Origin of the sequence: Microtetraspora glauca, assembly GCF_040656155.1 — a bacterium.
GTDB classification, from domain to species: domain Bacteria; phylum Actinomycetota; class Actinomycetes; order Streptosporangiales; family Streptosporangiaceae; genus Microtetraspora; species Microtetraspora glauca.
The window spans coordinates 256,784-279,186 of record NZ_JBFALK010000004.1; the positions used below are offsets into that span (position 1 = coordinate 256,784).

Consider the following 22,403-nt stretch of genomic DNA (forward strand, 5'->3'; position numbering starts at 1 on the left):
CGCCCTCGTACGGCAGTCTCGTTGATCGGGCTCGCCGATCCGAACGCGCTGCGGGCCTACGGGGAGATGGGGTGGGATGGTGCTCGACGGGCGTGCGCGTTCCTCGTTCCGGACGAGCGTCGCCCGCGTGGTGTCCGAGACCCGGCAGGACCTGGCCTACAGCCCGAGGGTGTCTCCCCGCAGGCGGATGCCCCGCGCGGCGGTCCCCGTCATCGCGGCGCTCCTGGTCTCCGTGTTCACCGCCGACCTGGTCGTCCTCAACCGCGATCCCACCACTCCGCCCGTACGGCGGCAGGCGACGGGGGCCGGTGCCGACGAGCACGACCGGCGGGTGGCGTCCGCCGAGCAGATCAAGGCGACGACTCCCGCGGTGGCGCCGCTCAAGGAGCTGCGCGACCCGCACCTGTTCGTGGTGGCGCGGGGGCCGCTCTCCCCGGACGTCGTGGCGAAGGTGCGCAAGGCGAAGGGCGTGGCGGCGGCGGAGGTGACCGACGCCGCCGACGTCATGGTGGACGGCAAGCGGGTGCAGACCCTGGGCGTCGAACCGTCGACGTTCCGCCCCTTCACGCCGAGGACGACGGCCAGATCCGACGCCCTCTGGAACAACGTCGCAGCCGGTGAGGTGGCTGTCTCCTTCGACCTGGGCCAGGACGGCGGCATCAAGCTGGGCTCGACGGTGACCGGAGGACGCCTCCAGCTGCGCGTGGGCGCGTACGCCACGATGGGCATGGGCTCGATCGCCGCCGTGGTGTCCCGGCAGACCGCGCGGAACCTGGGCATCCCCGAGGGCAACGCCCTGGTCGTCAGCGCTCCCAAGGTGGATTCGGGGAAGCTGCGCAGGAAACTGCTGAAGATCCTGCCGAAGGGCAGCCAGGTGGCCACGATCAACCCGGTGGTCGTGGTCCCGCGTGGCCGGACCACGCAGCAGAAGACCTGGCCGGTGACCGCGTTCATGTCGGTCGACCAGCTCAAGGTCGCGCTCACGGCCGCGGTCGGCAAGCTGGGCCGCCCGTACGTGTGGGGCGCGGAGGGCCCGAACACCTTCGACTGCTCGGGCCTGGTCCAGTGGGCCTACGCCCAGGCGGGGGTCCGGATGCCGCGGGTCACCCACCAGCAGTGGGCGACCGGCCCGCAGGTACCGCTCTCCCAGGCGCAGCCGGGCGACCTGCTGTTCTGGCGGAACGACCCGACCAACCCCAACTACATCTCGCACGTCGCGATCTACTGGGGCAACGGCAAGATGCTGCACGCGCCGCGTACGGGCGACGTCGTCAAGATCGCCCCGGTCTACACGCGGAACCTGGCCGGAGTGGTCCGGGTCAGCCCCTGGGTCGCCGCCCGCGTCCGCTGACCCCGGAGCAACGGGCGGAATACCCGTGACCGCGGTCCGGTTTGCCCGGCCACGCGACGCCGTGACCTCGCCGTCCGTGGAAGTCCGGTCGAGGTCACGGCGTGGAAGTGTCAGGCGAGCCTGACGGTCATCGGGTCCAGCCACCCGGTCGGGGTGAGCCCGGCCTTGGCGATGCGCTCGGAGAATCCGGCAAGCTGGCCGTAGTCCCAGAGCGGGATGGCGGGCAGATCCCTGACCAGCAGCGCCTCGGCCTGTTGGTAGAGCTTGATCGCCTTGGCCGAGGAGCGCTGCCGGTCGGCCGCGCGCAGCAACGCGTCGAAGCGAGGGTTGCGGTAGCCGCCGTCGTTGGACACCCCGTCCGAACCGTACATGGGGGCGAGAACGTTCTGGATGTGCGGGAAGTCGAGCTGCCAGCCCACCCGGAACATGCCGTCCAGCCGCCCGCCCGTCACGGCCTCCCGGAATTCGTAGAAGGTCCGTATCGGCTTGGGCACCACCTTCACTTTGCCGCCGAGTGTCTTGTTCACGCTCGCGGCGACGGGCTTGACCCAGTCGGCGTGCGCGCTGTCGGCGTTGTAGTAGAGCGGGAGAACGGCCGGCGGCCGGAATCCCGACGCGAGGGCCTTCGTCAGATATTTGCGCGCCTTGTTCGGGTTGTACGCGCATACCTGCCCGCAGGGGTCGCGCCTGCTGCCTTCGGCGGTGGGCGGGACGAAAGAGCGGGCGGGGACGCGGCCACCGCCGAAGACCTCCCTTGTGATCCTTTCCCGGTCGATCGCCATCGAGATGGCCTTGCGGAAGTCGGTGTTCGCCGCGACCTTCGCCGGGAAAGTGATCACCTGGTTGACGTGGCCCGGTCGGCTGATCACCCGGCCGTCCAGATCCTTCTTGAACGTCGCGAGTTTCGTCGAGGGGATCAGGGTGGTGAAGTCGACGTCGCCGGAGCGAAGGTCGGCGTAGAGCACGTCCTCGTCGCGGTAGGCCCGGTAGACGATCCTCTCGACGGCCGGCTTGGCCCCGGGGTAGTCGTCGGACCGCTCCACCACGCTTTCGGACGAGGGCGACCACGAGACGACCCGGTACGGGCCGTTGCCGACGGGCTTCTTCTCGAAGCTCGCCGGGTTCTTCAGGGTCGAGTCCGGCAGCGGGGAGAAGGCCGACATACTGAGCCTCTTCACGAAGACGCCGAGCGGCGCGGACAGGGTGATCGTGAACGTGTGGTCCCCGGTCACCTTGAGTCCGGACATCTTCCGCTTGCCATAGCCCTCGATCTCCCCGAAGAGGAAGGAACTGTCCGTCTTCGTCGCTGCGGTCTGGTTCCACGCCTCGACGAAGTTGCGCGCCTTGACCTCGGTCCCGTCGTGGAACTTCCAGCCCTTACGCAGGGTGACGTGGTAGACCCGGTTGTCCTTCGTGGTGATCGACGTGGCGACCGCGTAGCGGGCCCGGGAGGTGCCGGGCACGTACTCAGTCAGCCCGGTGAAGAGCGCGTCCAGCGGTTCGGAGCCGCAGGCGTCCAGGGTGCCGACATTCGAGATCTGGTACGCCTGACAGGTTCCGACGACGATCTCCGCGGCGCTGTCTGCCCGCGCCGTACCGGCCAGGGCCGCGCCGGGGAGCAAGGTGAGGGCCGTGACGGCGGCGAGTCTCCGACGAGACATCTCTGGCCTCCAATGGTGAAATTCCGGTCGAAAACCGGTAGATCACCTTAGGGCGTGAAGCGGATCGTCGCTTCTGACACAGGGCGCGACCTGGTCACGATCCGGCGAGTCACGATCCGGCGAGTCACGATCCGGCGAGTCGCGGGCCGCCGGATCGCGGTTCGGGACGCCATCTTCGGGCGCGCGGGTTCGGGCGGGGGAATTCGGAAAGGGGGACTCGAAATGGGGCTCAGAGGGGGAGACCGCTTTCGAGGAGGGCCAGGGCCTCGTCGATCAGGTCGGGCAGGGAGCGGGTGCCGTCCGCGGCGGCCCAGCTGTACAGCGCCGGGAGCATCGCCCCCAGCACGGCCCCGGCGAATGTCCGCACGGCGGGGGCGGACCGGTCGCGGCCTGAGCGCTCGGCGACCACCCCGGCCAGCAGGTCCACCGTGGTCAGCAGGTTGTCCAGGCTGCGGGCGCGTACGGCAGGGACGCTCATCATCAGGCTCATCCGGACGCGGACCTCGTCCAGTCCCTCAGGGGGAATCTGCGCGAAGGCCGTGTGCAGCGCCCGCCGGATCGCGGTGAGCGGGGGCAGCTCCGGCGGCTGGGCCCGCATCACCGCCAGCAGTATCGGGTCGTAGTCGTCCTGGACGATCAGGTCTTCCTTGGTCGGGAAGTACCGGAAGAGCGTGCTCGGAGACACCTCGGCCGCCTCCGCGATCTGCTCGACGGTGGTGGCCTCGTAGCCCTGCTCGGTGAACATCCGCAGCGCGTGCTCCTGGATCGCCCGCCGGGTCTTGGCCTTCTTGCGCTCGCGCAGGCTCAGGACGGCCCGCTGCGGCGAGTCGGCGTTCCGGTCAGCGCGCTGAGGGGAGCTCATGCCCCGATTTTGCCGTCTCCCCGCACCTCTGGGAAGGAAGATCAACATCGGCGGGGCCGGTGACCGGGGCCGCGGCCGGAGTGGACAGTGGAAAGGAGGCTGCCGAGTGTGGCGCCGATCGCGCCCCGCGGGACACGCGGCTCCGGAGTGAAAGTAACTCCAGGAAGAGTGTCACTGTCGACACATGGCCTGCCGAGGGAAGCGGTTGTAATCTCGATTACATGGATACAGAGGAGCAGTTGCGGGGCTGGTTCGCCGGACGCCTGCCCGAGGGCTGGTTCGCCGAGGCGCCCGAGCTGGTGGTCGATCGCGAGGAGATCGCGGTCGTCGGCGTCGTCCCCCCGCTGACCGTGGCGCGCGGGTTGCCCGACCTGGAGCGTTCCGCCGCGCTGGAGGGCTACGTCGAGCGGTTCCGCGAGGAGACCAGGGAGCGCCGGATCGAGATCGCTCGCGAGGCCGAACGGCGATTCCGCAGGAAGGTTTCCTGGGGGATCGTCGTCGAGGGCGAGAGAGTGATGTTCACCACGTTGTCGGTGCCCGTCATGACGCGGTTGCGGCAGCCGGAGCGTCAGGTCCTCGACACACTCGTCGCCGCGGGGGTCGCACGCAGCCGCAGCGACGCCCTGGCCTGGTGCGTCCGTCTGGTGGGGCGGCACACCGACACCTGGCTCGCTGACCTGCGGGATGCCCTCCAGCACGTGGACCGGGTCCGCGCCGCCGGGCCGGATCACGTGGACTAAACCAATTGAAAAAATGGTCTGGACCACTTCGGATGGCCTATACCAATATCACCGGACGGGAGTGATCTGACGCTCGGAACTCGTTTCTTTGAACCGCTTTCTACTGGGTAGGCTCCACGAACCGTCACGGCCCCTGCCTGGACAAACTCCATTCCGGAGCCGTGTGGACCCGAGTGCCGCCGGATATGGGCGTGGTCTACGCCAATTGGATTCGTCGGCCATTCGTCGTCAATGATGATTTGGTCCTTCGAGAAAAAGGAGCCGGTTCCGTGTCCATATCAGCAGAGGTACGCGTTCCGACGACTCACCCCGAGCTGGCCGCCTGGGTCAGGGAGATCGCTGAGCTGACCCAGCCTGACAGGGTCGAATGGTGCGACGGCTCCGAGGCGGAGTGGACCCGCTTGACGAACCTGCTCGTCAAACAGGGCACTCTCACCCGGCTGGCCAAACGGCCCAACAGCTTCCTTGCGACCTCAGACCCGAGTGACGTCGCCCGGGTCGAGGACCGAACGTACATCTGCTCGGAGCGGGCCGAGGACGCGGGGCCGACGAACAACTGGATCGCCCCGGCCGAGATGCGGCGGACGTTCGGTGAGTTGTTCAAGGGATGCATGCGCGGTCGCACGATGTACGTCGTGCCGTTCTGCATGGGTCCCCTCGGCGGCACCATCTCCCAGCTCGGCGTGGAGATCACCGACTCGCCGTACGTGGCGGTGTCCATGCGGGTCATGACCCGGATGGGTGAGGAGGCGCTGCGCCTGATCGAGGAGCGCGGCGACTTCGTCAAGGCCGTCCACTCCGTGGGCGCCCCGCTGGCCGAGGGCCAGGAGGACGTTCCCTGGCCGTGCAGCGACACCAAGTACATCAGCCACTTCCCGGAGACCCGCGAGATCTGGTCGTACGGCTCGGGCTACGGCGGCAACGCCCTGCTCGGGAAGAAGTGCTACGCGCTGCGCATCGCCAGCGTCATGGCAAGGGACGAGGGCTGGCTGGCCGAGCACATGCTCATCCTCAAGCTCACGCCGCCGCAGGGTGAGGCGCGGTACGTCGCCGCGGCGTTCCCCTCGGCGTGCGGCAAGACCAACCTCGCCATGCTCCAGCCGACGATTCCCGGCTGGAAGGTCGAGACGATCGGCGACGACATCGCCTGGATGCGGTTCGGCCCCGACGGCCGCCTGCACGCCATCAACCCCGAGGCGGGGTTCTTCGGCGTCGCGCCGGGGACCGGCGAGTCCACCAACGCCAACGCGATCGAGACTCTCTGGGGCAACAGCATCTTCACCAACGTCGCTCTGACCGACGACGGCGACGTGTGGTGGGAGGGCCTCACCGACGAGCCGCCGGCCCACCTGACGGACTGGAAGGGCCGTTCCTGGACACCGGAGTCCGGCGAGCCGGCCGCGCACCCGAACGCGCGCTTCACCACCCCGGCCGGGCAGTGCCCGACGATCGCGCCTGAGTGGCAGGACCCGGCGGGCGTGCCGATCTCGGCCATCCTGTTCGGCGGGCGCAGGGCGACCGCGGTCCCGCTGGTCACCGAGTCCCTGAGCTGGCAGCAGGGCGTCTTCCTCGGGGCCAACGTCGCCTCGGAGAAGACCGCGGCGGCCGAGGGCAAGGTCGGCGAGCTGCGCCGCGATCCGTTCGCGATGCTCCCGTTCTGCGGCTACAACATGGGCGACTACTTCGCCCACTGGATCAGGATCGGCCAGCAGGCGGACCCCGCCAAGCTGCCGCGGATCTACTACGTCAACTGGTTCCGCAAGGACGCGAACGGCCGGTTCCTGTGGCCGGGCTTCGGCGAGAACAGCCGGGTCCTCAAGTGGATCGTCGGCCGGCTGAACGGCCAGGAGGACGCCGTGCCGAGCGCGATCGGCAACCTGCCCGTCGCGCTGGACACCGAGGGCCTGAACGTCTCCGAGAGCGACATGGCGGAGCTGCTGAGCGTCGACCCCGAGGTGTGGCGTGAGGAGGCGGCGCTCGTGCCGGCCTTCTTCGAGACCTTCGGCGACCACCTGCCCAAGGAGCTGTGGGACGAGTACAACGCCCTGGTCGACCGCCTGAGCTGACCTGAGCGCTCCTGAGCCACCGTACGGGCCTCGGATCGTCCGCTGGACGTCCCGAGGCCCGTACGGCTTTCGCCTAGTGCATAATCCCCACGGACCGCCTGTGTGGAGGCGAGCGGCGATCATATGCGCGCTCCCTCGACGGAGGGGTCCATGAAGGGTGTCCTACCTGTCCCCACGATCGTCAGTGGTGGTCATCCTCACACGCGGTGTGTGCGACGGGGCATGCGGCGGCGGCTCGACCGACGCCGGTCATAACCTGGCGGAGGAAACCCGTCTACGGCCCGGCCTGTGGGCCCGTCTGACGCGCCGGGTCCGCTAACGCGGACTTGCCCGTTTTGGGGTGTTAGCGGCGAGTTGTCGCGGCTAGCGTGTGAACCGTGCAAGGGCTACCGTGCGTAGACGGATCATACCTTACCGTTAATCCGGTGCCGTGCCGGGACAGACTGGGCGTGCCGTACGAGGTCACGTTGGAGCTGTACCGGGACGGCGTGCCGTACGGAACGGTCGGGGAGCGGTGCGGCTGGTTCCTGGCCAGGCTGGCCCGGGTGATCGCGGACGCGAGAGCGGACGGCGGTCCCCAGGCCGGCGGCTGGCCGGATCCGGAGGACCGCTTCCCCGGTGGAGAGGGCGAGATGTTCGCCCTTCGCTACCGGAGCAGGATCGACGTGGTCGGCGGCGGTGAGCTGCGCTGCCAGGTGCGGACCATGCCGTCGTGGATCCCCACCCGGCGGCGCGGAGGCGTCGCTCCGCTGGGCGAGTGGCGGCTCACCCGCAGGGCCTTCCTGGAGGCGTGGGGCGCGAGCGGCGTCGGCCTGCGCGCGGAACTGACCTCCGGGCGCCTGGCCGCCTTCGTCGAGGGTCTCGTCTGCGACGCCGAGGAAATATTGGGGGGTTCGTTCGAGATGGAACGCAACAGCAACCTCACGGACGGAGCAGTCAGGGTGTCGCGGCCCCGATAATTGACCGGAGCCACCGGGTCGCGAGGGAAGAGGACTTGCATGGGCGTGCGCGATCTCGTGTACAAGCTGTACGAGCGCAGGCTCGAGCGGAAGCTCTCCGGGTCCCGCGAGGCGGACCTGATCCCCCGGCATGTGGGCGTCATCGTCGACGGCAACCGGCGATGGGCCAGGGCCATGGGCCTGCGTGACGTGAGCCGCGGGCACCAGAAGGGCGCCGACAAGATCACCGAGCTCCTGGAGTGGTGCCGGGAGGCCGGGGTCGAGTACGTGACGCTGTGGCTGCTCTCCACCGACAACCTCTCCCGGGACCAGGCCGAACTCCAGCCGTTGCTCCAGGTGATCGAGGGTCTGGTGCAGGACCTCGTCGAGCAGGGATGGCACGTCAGCCCCATGGGGTCACTGGATCTGCTGCCCGATCACACCGCTCGTGTCCTGAAAGATGCAAAAGAAACCACATCACACCGCCCTGGCCTGATTGTGAACGTGGCCGTTGGGTATGGAGGAAGACGTGAGATCGCTGATGCGGTGCGCTCTCTCCTCCAGGAGCACGCCAGCAAGGGCGCGAGCATCGAGGACCTCGTCGAGGTCCTCGACGTCGAGCACATCGCGGAGCATCTCTACACGCGCGGACTGCCCGACCCCGACCTCGTCATCCGGACGTCGGGAGAGCAGCGGCTCTCCGGCTTCCTGCTCTGGCAGAGCGCCCACTCCGAGTTCTACTTCTGCGAGGCCTACTGGCCTGACTTCCGCAGAGTCGACTTCCTGCGGGCGCTCCGCTCGTACGCCGCGCGGCACCGTCGGTACGGTTCCTGAAACGGCACGTGAACGCTCCCTTTCGGTCACGGTCCAGCTATTGGGATCAAGGGGAACGTTACGTACCGTAGTGGGAGAGGGCCTGTCCTTGATCGTGAGGAGGGCCGGAATCCCGGTCCACTTCGTCAGGGCACGGGTCCGGTCCGTTCACCACCATTCACGGCAGGGTGCCCTTTCCAGGCGCCCGGGGGAGAACGCGTGGCACAGTCCTCGAGTAACCCGACCCGCACCTACATCCTTGACACCTCCGTCCTGCTCGCCGACCCGGCGGCGATGAGCCGCTTCGCAGAGCACGAGGTCGTCATCCCGGTCGTCGTCGTCACCGAGTTGGAGGCCAAGAGGCAGCATCCTGAACTCGGCTACTTCGCCCGCGAGGCACTGCGCTTCCTCGACGACCTCAGGGTGCGGCACGGTCGCCTGGACGAGCCCATGCCGATCGGCGAGGGCACCATCCGGGTGGAGCTCAACCACAGCGACCCGTCGGTCCTTCCGGCCGGGTTCCGCCTCGGTGACAACGACACCCGCATCCTCACAGTCGCGCAGAACCTCGCGGCCGAGGGCTGCGACGTGGTGCTCGTCTCGAAGGACCTGCCCATGCGCGTCAAGGCCGCCTCGATCGGCCTCGCCGCGGAGGAGTACCGCGCCGGGATGGTGGTCGAGTCGGGCTGGACCGGCATGGCCGAACTCCAGGTGACCACCGAGGACGTCGAGGCGCTCTTCGAGAGCGGCAACGCGGACCTGGAGGAGGCCCGCGACCTTCCCTGCCACACCGGCCTGCGGCTGCTGTCCAGCCGCGGCTCCGCGCTCGGGCGCGTCATGCCCGACAAGTCCGTACGCCTGGTCCGGGGCGACCGCGAGGTCTTCGGTCTGCACGGCCGGTCGGCGGAGCAGCGGATCGCGCTCGACATCCTCATGGACCCCGAGGTGGGCATCGTCTCCATGGGGGGACGCGCGGGCACCGGGAAGTCGGCCCTGGCCCTCTGCGCGGGCCTGGAGGCCGTGCTGGAGCGCCGCCAGCACCGCAAGGTCATCGTCTTCCGCCCGCTGTACGCCGTGGGCGGCCAGGAGCTCGGTTACCTCCCGGGTTCGGAGAACGAGAAGATGGGCCCCTGGGCCCAGGCCGTCTACGACACGCTCGGCGCGGTGACCACGCCCGAGGTGATCGAAGAGGTCCTGGACCGCGGAATGCTGGAGGTCCTCCCGCTCACGCACATCCGCGGCCGCTCGCTTCACGACGCGTTCGTCATCGTGGACGAGGCCCAGTCGCTGGAGCGTGGGGTGCTCCTCACCGTGCTGTCGCGCATCGGCGCGAACTCGCGGGTGGTGCTCACCCACGACATCGCCCAGCGCGACAACCTCCGCGTCGGCCGGCATGACGGCGTGGTCGCGGTGGTCGAGAAGCTCAAGGGGCATCCGCTGTTCGCGCACATCACGCTCACCAGGTCGGAGCGGTCGCAGATCGCCGCCCTGGTGACCGAGATGCTGGAGGACATCACCTTCTGATCCCGGCCTGCCGGGGGTCAGGGCGGGAGATGGCCGTTCTGCGGTGCCAGATCCCAGTACTCCCGGCAGGTGTGGATCTTCAGGGTCTCGGCGTCGCCCTGCGCGATCTCCACGGCCCAGATCTCCGGGCGCAGCCGCGCCGTACAGGTGATCTGGGCCATCGCGATCCTGGACATCTTCGGCCCGCTGACGAACACCCGGAGCCGCAGGCCCACGCTGTCCGGATCGTTGCGGCTGCTCGGATCGGGCGTGTACCGCATGAGCTGGACCTGGGCCAGCCGCATGCGGCTCAGGGCGGTGCCGACGCCGCTGGGCGGGCGCCGCCCGGCCCCGAACAGCGCGGAGAGAACATCGTTGACGTGCGAGGACGTCGCGGCCACGCTGGTGGGCTCGAGCCGTCCCGACCGGACGAGGTAGACGCGCACAACCGTCGAGGCGCCGCTGATGACCGGAGGCGGGCCGCCGTCGTTGACCCTCGTCGGCTCCACCCCGCACCCCGCGACCGCGGCGAGGAGCAGCACGACCCCGGCCAGCCGGCCCAGCACGACCCGGCCCAGCACGGCCCGGCCCGCCAAGATCTGGTCCATCGTGATCCGGCCCGCGGTGACACGGCTCATGACGCGGCTCATGACGCGGGTCACGGCGCGGGGATCCACAACGTGAAAAGGGTGCCGGGGTCGCATCGTCGTACCTCGATCGTGCCGCGGTGCAGTTCCGCGTTGGCCTTGGCGATGGCCAGCCCCAGGCCGCTCCCGACGCTGCGCGCCCGGCCCGCACCGGCCTTGTAGAAGCGCTCGAAGACGTGGGGGAGCGACCGCTCCGGGATGCCCTCCCCGTGGTCGCGTACGGTGACCTGGAGGCCGCTGGGCCGTACTCTGGCGCTCACCAGCACCGGCTGGGCCCCGTGGTGCAGGGCGTTGCCGACGAGGTTGGCCACGATCACGTCGAAGCGCCGGGGGTCGAGGGAGAACATCAGCCCGATCGGGACGGTGAGCTTCACCTGGTCGGCCCAGCCGCGTACCTCCAGGCAGTCGGCCAGGGTGTCGCCCACGTCCACGTTCTCCCTGCGCAGTACGGCGGCGCCGGAGTCGAAGCGGCTGACCTCGATGAGGTGCTCCACGAGGATCTTGAGCCGGTCGATCTCGCGGAGCACGATGCGCACCGCCTCGCCCGCGTCGTCCGGCAGGCCGTCCGCCTCCTCGGAGAGCATGTCCGTCACCGCGGTCATCGCGGTCAGGGGCGTGCGCAGTTCGTGCGAGACGTCGGCGACGAAGCGCCGGGACATCGCCTCCAGGGTGCGCAGCTCGGTCACCTTCTCCTCCAGCGCCTCCGCCGTCTCGTTGAAGATGGCGGTGAGCTCGGCCAGCTCGTCCTTCCCGCGTACGGGGAGCCGGATGTGCAGCTCGCCGGCGCCGAGCATGCGCGCGGCGGTGCCGAGCCTGCGTACGGGGAGCAGCACCTGCCAGGCCGACAGCAGGGCCACGGTCAGCGCGATCGCCAGCGTGATCCCGCCCGCCTGGAGGAGCGAGCCCCGCAGCCGGTTGAGGACGCCCTCCTCGTCGCTCAGCGAGACGAAGACGTACGCGCTCAGGCCGGTGCCGCGCACGACGCCGTTCTGGTTGGCGCGGTGGATCTGGGTGGCGACCAGCAGCCACGGCCGGTCGTTCAGCCTGAGCCGCTGGAACACCAGGCGCCGGGTGGCCTGCCAGCGGAGCTGATCGGGCACGTCGGTCATGGTGAAGGGCGAGCCGCGGCTGATGCGCCGGTGGCCGCCGTAGGTGACGATGACCGCGCGGTCGGGCCCGTTGAGCGCGTTCACGAGGTCGCCCAGGTCCTCGTCGGTCACCGTGGAGTCGCTCGGCCACACGACGTCGCTGGCGCCGACCGGCAGGGCGACCCGGGACAGCGTGTCGCGGATGTCGGAGACCGAGACCCGCTGCACTCGGTCCAGCAGTTCCCTGCGGACGAGTTGGTAGCCGAGCCCGGCCACGGCCACGGAGGCGATGATCGCCACCAGCAGGAAGGTGATCACCAGCCGGCCGCGCAGGCCGGTGGGAACCCAGCTCATGGCGGGCTGAAGCGGTATCCGAAGCCGCGGACGGTGTGGATGAAGACCGGCTCGGCCGGCACCGGCTCTATCTTCGCCCTGATCCGCTGCACGCACGCGTCGACCAGCCGCGAGTCGGCGACGTGGGAGTGGTCCCACACGGTCCTGAGCAGGTAGCGGCGGTTGAGTACCTGGCCCGGATGGCGGACCAGTTCGAGCAGCAGGCGCAGCTCCGTCGGGGTGAGGTGGATCTCGCGCCCCTTGTGCGTCACCTTGAGCGCGCCCCGGTCCACCAGCAGGTCGCCGAAGCTGATCCGGTCGGAGGAGGCGGACTCCAGGCGCCGCAGGACGGCCCGGATCCGCGCGTCGAGCACCCGTGGCTCCACCGGCTTGACCACGTAGTCGTCGGCGCCGGCCTCCAGACCCACGACCACGTCGAGGTCGTCGCCCCGCGCGGTGAGCAGGATGACCGGCAGCGAGTCCAGCTTGCGGATGCGGCGGCACACCTCGACCCCGTCGATGCCCGGGAGCATCACGTCGAGGATCACGATCTCCGGGCGCCGGGCCCGTACGTGGGCCAGGGCCTCTTCCCCCGTCGCGTACGCCGTCACGGAGTGGCCCTGGCGGGTGAGCGCGAGCTCGAGCCCCATGCGAACGGAAGGGTCGTCTTCGACCAGGAGGATGCCAGCCACGCGGACATTATGGACTGTATGTCGGGAATTCCTGGGGGTGTCATGAAACCGTAACGCGGCGCGCACCTGGTCAGGACGAACGGCGTGCAAGCTCGCGAAAGGGTCCTCCCTTCGGCGCGGGGGTCCGAGGGGCGGACCTGTGTGATGAATATCACATGTTTCAGGAAAGCCCACGTACCGGGCGGTTAGGGCAAAGAATTCACCAACGGACTTTATTGTTTGGGTTGCGCGACACCCCCGGGTACAGGGCAAGCTCATAGGTCGTGAGTTCTGGTCAGCAGCTGAGGGAGCGCCCGTCGCGTTCCCGTTCCAAGCGCCGGTCGGGTCCGAGCCTGCTGACCCCCAAGCGCGTCATCATCATCGGCGTGACGTTGGTCCTGGTCGGCGGGGCCACCACGCTCCTCGTCCGTACGGCGATCGAGAACGCGAACACCCCGCCCAACCCGGTGTCGCTTCCCGAACTGCTCGCCGGGGACCCCTCCGTCGCCAATCCCGCGATCGACGCGATGAAGGCGCAGGCCGCGCAGTCGCTCAAGGAGGCCCGGCTGAAGGCGAGCCGGGACACGCCCAAGGCCGACCTCGACCCCGTCAAGATCCCGAAGCAGGCGCCGGGCGGCGGCGGCTTCAACCCGGCGGACTTCCCGCCCGGCTCCAAGCCCGACCCCGGCAGCAACAAGGCGCTGGGCAGGGAGATGGCCGCCGCGCGCGGCTGGGGCGACTCCGAGTGGGGCTGCCTGGAACGGCTCTGGGACAAGGAGAGCCACTGGAACGAGCGGGCGATGAACCGCTACAGCGGCGCCTACGGCATCCCCCAGTCCCTGCCCGGCAGCAAGATGGCGAGCGCCGGGTCCGACTGGCAGACCAACGCCGCCACCCAGATCAAGTGGGGCCTGGGCTACATCGCCGGCCGCTACAAGACCCCGTGCGGCGCCTGGGGCCACTCCCAGGCCACCGGCTGGTACTAAGTGCGTCCCTAGCCCTGGTCAGGTTTGGTCGACCTTTCGGCAAGACCGCGGAGTCCGCTCCGTTCGCCGGGCACCCTTGGCGTCATGGGTGTGAAGGTCAGTGTTGTGGTCTCCGTCTGCGATCCCGGGCCGGCGGACGACGCCTTCGACGCGTGCGTGCGCTCCCTGCTGGAGCAGTCGCTGCCCGCGGAGCAGTACGAAGTGATCTTCGCGGACGACGGTTCCACGGACGGCACCCGCGAACAGCTGGACACCGTGGCCGGCGTGCGCGAGAACGTCCGGGTGCTCCACCTGGACCACAGTGGCGGTCCCACGAGAGGCCGCAACGTCGCCCTCTCCGTCGCCCGCGGCGATTACGTGTACTTCATGAACCAGTACGACCGACTGGAGCACAGCGCCCTCCAGAACATGTACGGCATGGCCATGCGGTCCGGCGCCGACGTGCTCGTGGGCAGGCTGGCGGGGGAGGGGACGCCGCTTTCGGCCTTCACCGGCAGCAGGGAGCGCGCGGACGTCCTCCGTGACCGCCTGCTGGGTCTGCCGACGGCGCACAAGCTGTTCCGGATGGGCTTCCTCGCCGAGAACCAGATCCGCTTCCCCGACCGCCCGCTGGCCGAGCAGGCGTTCGTCACCCACGCCTACCTCGCCGCGCGGGCCATCGCGATCCACGCCGGGCAGATCTGCTGCCAGGTCGCCACCCCCCAGGAGGACGGGCAAGAGGATCCCGCCGCGCTGGTCGCCGGGCTGCGGACCATCCTCGACATCGTCGAGGCGTACACGCCGCCCGGGCAGCGGCGCGACCGGATCCAGGCCCACTGGTTCCGCGTGCTCGGGCTGCGCCGGCTCGGCGGCGCCCGGTTCGAGGCGGCCGGCGACCACCACCGGACGGTCCTGTTCGCCCGGCTCAGGGAACTCGTCCAGGAGCGCGTACCCGCGCGGCTCGACGCGTACCTTCCGGTGCACCTGCGGGCCCGTGCCGCGCTGCTGCGGGCGGACCGCCAGGAGGAACTGGCCAGGCTCGCCGCGGCGTCACGCGGGACCCGGTTGCGCGCCGAGCTGCAGGAAGTCCGCTGGGACCAGAGCGTGCTCACCATGGACCTGGCCGTCGAGATCGTCGACGCGGGCGGCGCACCGCTGCGGTTCCACGCGGAGAACGGCCGCCTGTACTGGATGCCGCCGACCCCCATCGAGGGACTGCTCGCCCCCGAGATGGCCGACGTGACGGAGGCGGCGCGGCGGGCGCGGATGGAGGTCTACATCCGGGACGCGCAGACCGGCGTCGTCTACTTCCTCCCGGTGACCAGCACCGTCCAACACGGCCGCGACGGCGACGGGGTCCGGGTGTGGGCCGCCGGCCAGGCCCGGCTCGACGTGGGCTCCGCCGCGCTCGGGCGCCCGCTGCGTCCCGGCCTGTGGGAGGTGCACGTGCGGATGCGCGGCGTCCACCCGGCCCGCACCAGGGTCGCCAGGGCGGAGGCGCCGATGAACTGCGCGGGCGTCCTCGCGGACTATCCCCGGCGGCTGGTCATGCCGTGCTGGTCGGGGAAGGGCGAGCTCAGCGTCTGCGTAGAGCCGCAGTCCTTCCCCGAGTCCATCGCCCTGGTGTCGCCCCGCGCCTCGGTCACCCACAGCGACGACGACGTGTACGTCGTGGTGCCGGTGCCGTACGTGCCGCCGAGCGGCGGTCCCGCGGTCGAGCTGGTGCTCCGCCAGATGGGTGGCCGGGGGCGGGGCATGACGGTCCCCGCCCTCGTCGAGCCCGGCGTGCCCGGACGGCTGGCCGGCCAGCTGATCGCGAAGGTGCCCGTACGCAGGCTGGGTGGCGAGGGCTGCCTCGGCCCCGGCGCGTGGCGGCCGGGGCTTCGGACGGAGGGCAAGGACGTCGATCTGCGGTTCACGCTGGAGGTGGGCTTCCGGGGGCACGTCAGGGTGCGGCCGGCCGGTACGCGGCCCACCCCCTCGTTGTTCCGGAGGATCGCCGCCAGGATCCCGGGCTACGCCGCGCTCAGCTGAGCGGTGAGCGCCGCGCGGAACTCGGCCGGCTTCTCGATGTGCGGGCTGTGGCCGCAGCCGGGGATCGCGACCTCCCGGTAGTTCCCGTAGCGGTCGAGCGCCGCCCGCGTCTGGGTGACCATCGGCTGGGCGGGCGTGCCGTCCCAGCCGGGTACCACGCCGATCGCCCCCAGGTGGACCAGGTCGAACAGCGACGTGTCGGAGACGATCACGTCCTCGGTGCCCCTGATCCACAGGATGGGCGGCTTCGGGTCGATGGTGTGCAGGTCGTCGATCCGGAAGTAGGTCGGCGCCATCGTGTTGAGCACGCCGCGCTTGCCCGGCGCGACGCCCGGCCAGGCGGCCGCGGTCGCCGTGTCACCCGGATAGTGGTCCTCGCCCAGCCGGGTGGACAACATCGACTCGACGAAGGCGTCCTCGTCGTCGCCCAGATCGGCTCCCGGGACCACGTAGGCCGTGCGGAGCACCGTACGCGGCGACACCGGGGAGTCCGCGGACCGGTCACCCGCCCGCAGGGCCGCCACGAAGTCGGGATTGGCGGCGCCGCCGCCGGCGCCGGTGCCGTCCGGGTGCGTCAGGACGCCGTCCGGCCCCGTCGTCCCGCCGAACCCGTACGGCGAGACCGGGTTGACCAGCGTGGCGCTCCTGACCGTTTCCGGCCGGTCGCGGAGCGCCTGGAGGACGACGCCGCCGCCCATGCTCCAGCCCACCAGATGGGCGGCGCCGATCACGTCGAGGAGCGACAGGACGTCGTCGGAGTAGTCGCGCAGTCCGCGGGTCGCGTCCACCGGCGCCGGGTCGGAGTCGCCGAACCCGCGCAGGTCGACGGCGAGCGGGCGGAAGCCGGCGGGCAGTGCGAGCATGGTCGAGCGCCAGAAGGTACTCGACGACACGTTCCCGTGGACGAACAGCACGGGTTCGCCGGTGGTCCCCGGCACGGAGAGGACGTTGAGGGTCGAACGCGCGGTGCTGATGCGCTCAGCTGAGATCATGGTGCGGCTCCAGGTAGGCGGGGTCGGGGTGTCACATCGTCACGTTTCTCAGGGCTCTTGGCCGACGCGGGCCGTGGAGGCCCGTCGTGACCCGGAGGTCGGCTCGACGGCGGTGAGGTCACGGTCGCGGGTCTCCTTGGCCGCGACCACGGCGATCACCGTGACCACCGCCGAGACGGCGACGTAGATGGCGATCGGGACGCCGGAGGCGTACTCCTTGAGCAGGGCGACCGCGATGATCGGGGCGAGCGCCCCGGCCACGATCGAGGCGAGCTGGTAGCCCACGGACACGCCGGAGTAGCGCATCCTGGTGGCGAACAGCTCGGAGAAGAACGCGGCCTGCGGGCCGTACATCGCCCCGTGGAAGAGCAGGCCGACGGTCACCGCGACCGTCGCCAGGGCGAACGACCCACTGTCGACGAGCGGGAAGAAGGCGAACGCCCAGAGGCCGACGCCCACCGCGCCGATCAGATAGACGGGCCGGCGGCCCAGCCGGTCGGAGAGCGCCCCCCACATCGGGATGGTCACGAAGTGGACCGCGGAGGCGATCAGCACCGCGTTGAGCGCGGTCTGCTTGGGCATGCCCGCGGCGGTGGTGGCGTACACGAGGACGAACGCCGTGATCACGTAGTAGGAGACGTTCTCTGCGAGCCGCGCGCCGATCGCCACCAGGACGTCACGCCAGTGATGGCGCAGCACATCGACGATCGGGGCCTTCTGCTCGGGAGCCTGGTTGGCCAGCGCCTCCTTGAACACGGGCGACTCCGTGACGGTGAGCCGGATCCACAGTCCGACGAACACCAGCAGGCCGGAGAGCAGGAACGGGATCCGCCAGCCCCAGGCGAGGAACGCCTCGTCGGACTGGACGGCCGCGAGGATCGCGAGCACCCCCGTGGCCAGCAGGTTTCCGCCTGGCGCGCCGGCCTGGGGCCAGGAGGCCCACAGGCCGCGCCGCTTGGGGTCGCCGTGCTCGGAGACCAGCAGGACCGCGCCGCCCCACTCGCCGCCCAGGGCGAAGCCCTGCACCAGCCGCAACGCGGTGAGCAGCAGGGGAGCCGCCGCGCCGAGCGTCGCGTAGGTCGGCAGGCAGCCGATCAGGACGGTCGCGCCGCCCATCATCAGAAGGCTGACCACGAGCAGCCGCTTGCGGCCCAGCCGGTCGCCGTAGTGACCGAAGATCAGGCCGCCGAGAGGCCGGGCGGCGAAGCCGACGGCGTACGTGAGGAACGCGAGCAGCGTGCCGGTCAGGGCGTCCTCGGCCGGGAAGAACAGCTTGTTGAACACGAGTGCGGCGGCCGAGCCGTAGAGGAAGAAGTCGTACCACTCGATCGTGGTGCCGATCAGGCTGGCGCTGACGACCTTGCCGATCGGGGTCCGTGTTTCGTTGGCCACGGGGAACTCCTCGGGTGGGGGGTGCGGCCACCATATGGTGTGACGCATGTCACTCCTATGGCCGGTCGGCACATACCTCACCCGTCGGTTATGTGGCTCCGGAGGCGGTACAGGCGCAGGGCGAGCTGGATCTCCAGGGCGCGCTCCGGCTCCTGCCAGTCCGGTCCCAGGAGCTGGGCCACCCGGTCGAGCCGCTGCGTCACCGTGTTCACGTGGATGTGCAGGGCGTCGGCCGTACGCGACAGTGAGCCGCCCGCGCCGAAGTAGGCGGTCAGGGTCCTGATCAGCGCCGTCCCGCGCCGCCCGTCGTAGTCCAGGACGGGGCCGAGGGCGGACGTCAGGAAGCCCGATACGTCCCGCCCCTCGCCCATCAGCAGGCCGACGAAGCCGAGTTCCTCCGCGCTCGCGCCGTGCCCGGACCGCCCGAGCGCGATCAGGGCGTCCGCGCAGCGCTGCGCCTCGCGGTAGGCGGCGGACACGGCGGAGGAGACGGTCCCCGCCGCCCGCGCGGCCCCCGCGGTGGCGGGACGGCCGAGCGAGGAGCTCAGCTCGCGGGCGACGCGGCGCGCGACCGCGCCGGGTTTGTCCCCCGGGAGCAGCAGCACGACCTCGTCCCCGCGCGTGGTGGCCAGACCGTGGGCGAGCGCGGCCTGCGACGACGCCCAGAAGGCGGCGCGCTCCCGCTGCCCCTCGTGGCGGGTGACGACGAGCACGTGCGGTCGGTCGAGGTCCACGCCCAGCCTGCGCGCCCGGTCACCGAGCCCGGTGAGGTCGGGCCGGGAGATCAGGTCGTCGAGCAGCTCGCCGCGCACCCGGCCCTCGGCCTCGGCCACGCTGCGTCGGAACAGCAGCAGCAGCGCGGTGACGATCGCGGCCCGCTCCAGGATGCGCTGGTCGGCGGCGGCCACGAGCTGCTCGGTCCGCAGCACCAGCGTGCACAGCGGCGCCGCCCCCACGTCCACCGACGCCACGTAGGCGCCGCCTCGTTTGACCGTACGGCCGAGCGCGCGTGAGGACTGGGCGGCGTCGAAGACTCCGGCGTCGAGGTCGGCGGCCTGGCCCACCAGCGGGCGCCCCTCGTCGTCGAGGACTGTGACGGTGCCTCCGAGCACCTCGGTGACGACCGCGGCGACGTCCTCCACGCCGCCGCCGCGAAGCACCAGCCCGGTCATCCGGTCGTGCGCGTCTGCCGCCCGCTCGATGGCCTCGCTGTGCGCGCTGATCACGGTGTTGGCGCCGCTCAGCTCGGCGAGGGCCGCCCGCGTCTCCTGGAGCAGCCGCGCGGTGTCGATCGCGACCGCGGCGTGCGCGGCCAGCGAACAGAGCAGCGCCACCTCCTCCTGGACGAAGGGCCGGGCGCTCCGATTGGCCGCGAACAGCACACCGATGACCTGCGTGCCGAGCCGCAGCGGCACGCCGAGGATCGCGACCAGGCCCTCCTCGTGCACCGCCTCGTCGATCGTGAGCGTGTGCCGCAGCCGCTCGTCGGCGAAGTAGTCCGCCGTGTTGTACGGCGTGCCCGACTGGGCGACCAGCCCGCCGAGCCCCGCTCCCATCGCGAGCCGCAGTTCGCGGAAGCGCGCCGAGATGGAGCCGTCGGTGACCCGCATGCAGGTGTCGCCGCGCTCGGGGTCGTGCAGCGTCATGTAGGCGATGTCGGTGGACAGCAGACGCCTGGCCCGCTGCACGATCGCCTCCAGCACGGCGTCGAGGTCGGTCAGCCCGGCCAGGTCGCCCGCGGTGTCGAAGAGCGCCGACAGCTCGGCCTCGCGCTTGGCCCTCCTGCGCAGCATGGCCCGGACCTTCAGGGCCGCTACCTTGTCCTCCTCGAGCGCGGTCGTGTCGAGGCCGGCCGCGCGGGCCTGGAGCACCGGCCCCTCGAACTCCACGGCCGAGGCCTCACGGGCGAGGAGTTCGAGATAGACGTTCACCTCAGCGTGCGCTCCATCCTCCGTCGAGCGGAATCGAGGCTCCGGTGATGAACGAGCCCTGTGGACCGCAAAGATAGGCCACCAGCTCGGCGACCTCATCCGGCTCCACCAGGCGCTTGATCGCCGCGGGGGCCAGCATGATCTGCTCGACGACCTCGTCCGGGCCGATCCCGTGCGTACGCGCCTGCGCCGCGATCTGGTTCTCCACCAGCGGGGTCCGCACGTACGCGGGATTGACGCAGTTGGAGGTCACGCCGTGAGGGGCGCCTTCCAGCGCGATGACCTTGGACAACCCCTCCAGCGCGTGCTTGGCCGTCACGTACGCGGACTTGTACGGCGAGGCGCGCAGGCCGTGAACGGAGGAGATGTTGACGATCCGCCCCCAGCCGCGCTCGTACATGCCGGGCAGGACGGCCCTGGCGATCAGGAAAGGCGCCTCGACCATCACCTTGAGGATCTTGGCGAAGATCTCCGGCGGGAACTCCTCGATCGGCGCGACGTGCTGGAAGCCCGCGTTGTTGACGACGATGTCGGCCGTGAGGCGGACGTCCGGCGACGGCGCCTCCGGCGCCTGCCGGGTCGCCACGTCGCGCCAGGCGTGCAGGAAACTCGGGTCGGACAGATCGACGGCGACCGGGGTGCCACCGACCTCGGCGGCGACCTCGGCGGCGCTCTCGGCGTTCATGTCGGCGACCACCACGCGCGCGCCCGCGGCCGCGAGCCGGAGGGCGCACGCCCGGCCGATGCCACTGCCCCCGCCCGTGACCAGGGCCGTCCGCCCCTCAAGGCTCGTCATGACGACCAACCCTAGGAATCACAAAGCGACCGGCCCATGGTGGCCGTGGACATATATCGGTCCCCTTCTATGTGGTCGAGGCGCCGTGGCGGGCGCGTCGTGGCGGGCGTGTCGTGGTCCGGCGCGGTGGTCCGGCGCCGTGGTCCGCGCGGCGCCGTGGGCGCGGGTCACGCGGGCCGGGTCATGGACAGGGCGTCGAGGATCTCGTCGAGCTGCTTCTCGGTGAGCGTGCCGTCGGCTACGTGACCGCGTTCGACGACCACCTGGCGGATCGTCTTGCGCTCGGCGAGGGCCTGCTTGGCGATCTTGGCGGCCTCCTCGTACCCCAGGTAGCGGTTCAGCGGGGTGACGATCGACGGGGACGACTCGGCGTACTCCCTGAGCCGGTCCACGTTGGCGGTGATCCCGCGCACGCACCTGTCGGCGAGCAGCCGCGAGACGCTCGCGAGCAGCCGGATCGACTCCAGCGCGTTGCGGGCCATCACCGGGAGCATCACGTTGAGCTCGAACGCGCCGGAGGCGCCCGCCATCGTGATGGTGGCGTCGTTGCCGATCACCTGCGCGGCGACCATCGTGACCGCTTCCGGGATCACCGGGTTGACCTTGCCCGGCATGATCGATGATCCGGGCTGGAGGTCGGGCAGGTTGATCTCTCCGAGCCCGGCCCGCGGGCCCGACCCCATCCAGCGCAGATCGTTGGCGATCTTGTTGAGGGACACGGCGATCACCTTGAGCGCGCCGGACAGCTCGACCAGGCCGTCCCTGGCGCCCTGCGCCTCGAAGTGGTCTCTGGCCTCGGTGAACGGCAGGCCGGTCGAGCGGCTCAGCTCCTCGATCACCCTGCCGGCCCAGGCCGGATCGGGCGTGTTGATTCCGGTGCCGACCGCGGTGCCGCCCAGCGGCAACTCGGTGAGCCGGGGGAGCACCGCCTGGATCCGCTCGATGCCCAGTTCCATCTGCGTGGCGTATCCACGGAACTCCTGGCCGAGCGTGACCGGGGTGGCGTCCATCAGGTGTGTCCTGCCGGACTTCACGACGTCGGCGAACTCGACCGACTTCTCCTCGAGCGCGGTCGCGAGGTGCTCGAGCGCGGGGGTCAGGTCGTGGGTGACCGCCTGGGTGGCCGCGATGTGGATCGACGAGGGGAACACGTCGTTGGACGACTGCGAGGCGTTGACGTGGTCGTTGGGGTGGACAGGCCGGCCCAGCCGCTCCTCCGCGAGGGTGGCGATCACCTCGTTGGCGTTCATGTTGGACGAGGTCCCGGAGCCGGTCTGGAAGACGTCGACGGGGAACTGGTCGTTCCACCGCCCGGCCGCGACCTCGTCCGCCGCCTCCCGTACGGCCCGCGCCATGTCCTCGTCGAGGATTCCGTACGCGGCGTTGACGGTGGCGCAGGCGGCCTTGATGTGGCCGAGCGCGGAGATGTGCGCGGGTTCGAGGCCCCGCCCTGAGACGGGGAAGTTCTCCACGGCCCGCTGGGTCTGCGCCCGCCATTTGGCCGCGGCGGGCACCCGAACCTCACCCATGGAGTCGTGCTCGATCCGGAAGTCGTCCATGTCCCAGTCCTATCAAGACCACGGAGGACCGCTTCGCCCGGCCGGTGAAGGAACGGGTGAT

The 22,403-nt window shown here is 70.4% G+C and carries 18 protein-coding genes; 8 read left to right on the top strand and 10 right to left on the bottom strand.

Going from position 1 to position 22,403, the window contains the following annotated elements:
- Nucleotides 1–76: 76 nt before the first annotated feature.
- The gene (locus tag AB0I59_RS10210) at nucleotides 77–1,351 is read left to right on the top strand and encodes a C40 family peptidase (RefSeq protein ID WP_358131854.1); all 1,275 of its coding nucleotides are present in this window, start codon (nucleotides 77–79) and stop codon (nucleotides 1,349–1,351) included.
- Nucleotides 1,352–1,461: 110 nt separating this feature from the next.
- Here AB0I59_RS10210 and AB0I59_RS10215 read toward each other — a convergent pair whose 3' ends face one another.
- Both AB0I59_RS10215 and AB0I59_RS10220 read right to left on the bottom strand, forming a co-directional pair.
- Nucleotides 1,462–3,012, bottom strand: coding sequence for a peptide ABC transporter substrate-binding protein (locus AB0I59_RS10215; protein WP_358131856.1), 1,551 nt, complete (start codon nucleotides 3,010–3,012; stop codon nucleotides 1,462–1,464).
- 229 nt (nucleotides 3,013–3,241) lie between these two features.
- The gene (locus AB0I59_RS10220; RefSeq protein WP_358131858.1) at nucleotides 3,242–3,874 is read right to left on the bottom strand and encodes an acyl-CoA-like ligand-binding transcription factor; all 633 of its coding nucleotides are present in this window, start codon (nucleotides 3,872–3,874) and stop codon (nucleotides 3,242–3,244) included.
- A 221-nt stretch (nucleotides 3,875–4,095) separates the two neighbouring features.
- Here AB0I59_RS10220 and abmR point away from each other — a divergent pair, with 221 nt between their 5' ends.
- The 5 genes from abmR (at nucleotide 4,096) to phoH2 (ending at nucleotide 9,955) form a co-directional block, all read left to right on the top strand.
- Nucleotides 4,096–4,614 (top strand): ATP-binding transcription factor AbmR, encoded by a 519-nt coding sequence (gene abmR, locus AB0I59_RS10225; protein ID WP_061258275.1) that lies wholly within the window; start codon nucleotides 4,096–4,098, stop codon nucleotides 4,612–4,614.
- A 269-nt stretch (nucleotides 4,615–4,883) separates the two neighbouring features.
- The gene (locus AB0I59_RS10230; RefSeq protein WP_435830927.1) at nucleotides 4,884–6,680 is read left to right on the top strand and encodes a phosphoenolpyruvate carboxykinase (GTP); all 1,797 of its coding nucleotides are present in this window, start codon (nucleotides 4,884–4,886) and stop codon (nucleotides 6,678–6,680) included.
- Between the two features lie 425 nt (nucleotides 6,681–7,105).
- Complete coding sequence (locus AB0I59_RS10235; protein WP_358131860.1) at nucleotides 7,106–7,639, top strand: hypothetical protein; 534 nt, start codon at nucleotides 7,106–7,108, stop codon at nucleotides 7,637–7,639.
- A gap of 39 nt (nucleotides 7,640–7,678) precedes the next feature.
- Entirely contained in the window at nucleotides 7,679–8,452 is a 774-nt protein-coding gene (locus AB0I59_RS10240) for an isoprenyl transferase (protein ID WP_061258278.1), read from the top strand.
- 198 nt (nucleotides 8,453–8,650) lie between these two features.
- A complete protein-coding gene (gene phoH2 / locus AB0I59_RS10245; RefSeq protein WP_228636903.1) occupies nucleotides 8,651–9,955 on the top strand; it encodes an RNA 5'-3' helicase PhoH2 in 1,305 nt (434 codons plus the stop codon).
- Nucleotides 9,956–9,972: 17 nt separating this feature from the next.
- Here phoH2 and AB0I59_RS10250 read toward each other — a convergent pair whose 3' ends face one another.
- The 3 genes from AB0I59_RS10250 to AB0I59_RS10260 are packed head-to-tail and all read right to left on the bottom strand — an operon-like array spanning nucleotide 9,973 to nucleotide 12,694.
- Entirely contained in the window at nucleotides 9,973–10,572 is a 600-nt protein-coding gene (locus tag AB0I59_RS10250; protein ID WP_358131862.1) for a hypothetical protein, read from the bottom strand.
- A 20-nt stretch (nucleotides 10,573–10,592) separates the two neighbouring features.
- Nucleotides 10,593–12,023, bottom strand: a complete 1,431-nt coding sequence (locus AB0I59_RS10255; RefSeq protein WP_061258282.1) for an ATP-binding protein — start codon at nucleotides 12,021–12,023, stop codon at nucleotides 10,593–10,595.
- On the bottom strand, nucleotides 12,020–12,694 hold the full coding sequence (locus AB0I59_RS10260; RefSeq protein ID WP_082777222.1) for a response regulator: 675 nt from the start codon (nucleotides 12,692–12,694) through the stop codon (nucleotides 12,020–12,022). The genes AB0I59_RS10255 and AB0I59_RS10260 overlap by 4 nt, the downstream gene beginning before the upstream one ends.
- A gap of 365 nt (nucleotides 12,695–13,059) precedes the next feature.
- Here AB0I59_RS10260 and AB0I59_RS10265 point away from each other — a divergent pair, with 365 nt between their 5' ends.
- On the top strand, nucleotides 13,060–13,659 hold the full coding sequence (locus tag AB0I59_RS10265) for an aggregation-promoting factor C-terminal-like domain-containing protein (RefSeq protein ID WP_308066722.1): 600 nt from the start codon (nucleotides 13,060–13,062) through the stop codon (nucleotides 13,657–13,659).
- A gap of 84 nt (nucleotides 13,660–13,743) precedes the next feature.
- A complete protein-coding gene (locus AB0I59_RS10270) occupies nucleotides 13,744–15,672 on the top strand; it encodes a glycosyltransferase (RefSeq protein WP_358131865.1) in 1,929 nt (642 codons plus the stop codon).
- Here the strand turns inward: AB0I59_RS10270 and AB0I59_RS10275 are convergent.
- The 5 genes from AB0I59_RS10275 to AB0I59_RS10295 form a co-directional block, all read right to left on the bottom strand.
- Entirely contained in the window at nucleotides 15,654–16,664 is a 1,011-nt protein-coding gene (locus tag AB0I59_RS10275; RefSeq protein WP_061258287.1) for an alpha/beta fold hydrolase, read from the bottom strand. The two genes, AB0I59_RS10270 and AB0I59_RS10275, sit on opposite strands and share 19 nt — an antisense overlap.
- A gap of 48 nt (nucleotides 16,665–16,712) precedes the next feature.
- The gene (locus AB0I59_RS10280; RefSeq protein ID WP_358131867.1) at nucleotides 16,713–18,056 is read right to left on the bottom strand and encodes an MFS transporter; all 1,344 of its coding nucleotides are present in this window, start codon (nucleotides 18,054–18,056) and stop codon (nucleotides 16,713–16,715) included.
- A 77-nt stretch (nucleotides 18,057–18,133) separates the two neighbouring features.
- Entirely contained in the window at nucleotides 18,134–19,987 is a 1,854-nt protein-coding gene (locus tag AB0I59_RS10285; RefSeq protein ID WP_061258290.1) for a helix-turn-helix domain-containing protein, read from the bottom strand.
- A gap of 1 nt (nucleotide 19,988) precedes the next feature.
- Complete coding sequence (locus AB0I59_RS10290; protein WP_061258377.1) at nucleotides 19,989–20,783, bottom strand: 3-hydroxybutyrate dehydrogenase; 795 nt, start codon at nucleotides 20,781–20,783, stop codon at nucleotides 19,989–19,991.
- Between the two features lie 167 nt (nucleotides 20,784–20,950).
- Nucleotides 20,951–22,342, bottom strand: a complete 1,392-nt coding sequence (locus tag AB0I59_RS10295; RefSeq protein WP_061258293.1) for a class II fumarate hydratase — start codon at nucleotides 22,340–22,342, stop codon at nucleotides 20,951–20,953.
- Nucleotides 22,343–22,403: the final 61 nt, after the last annotated feature.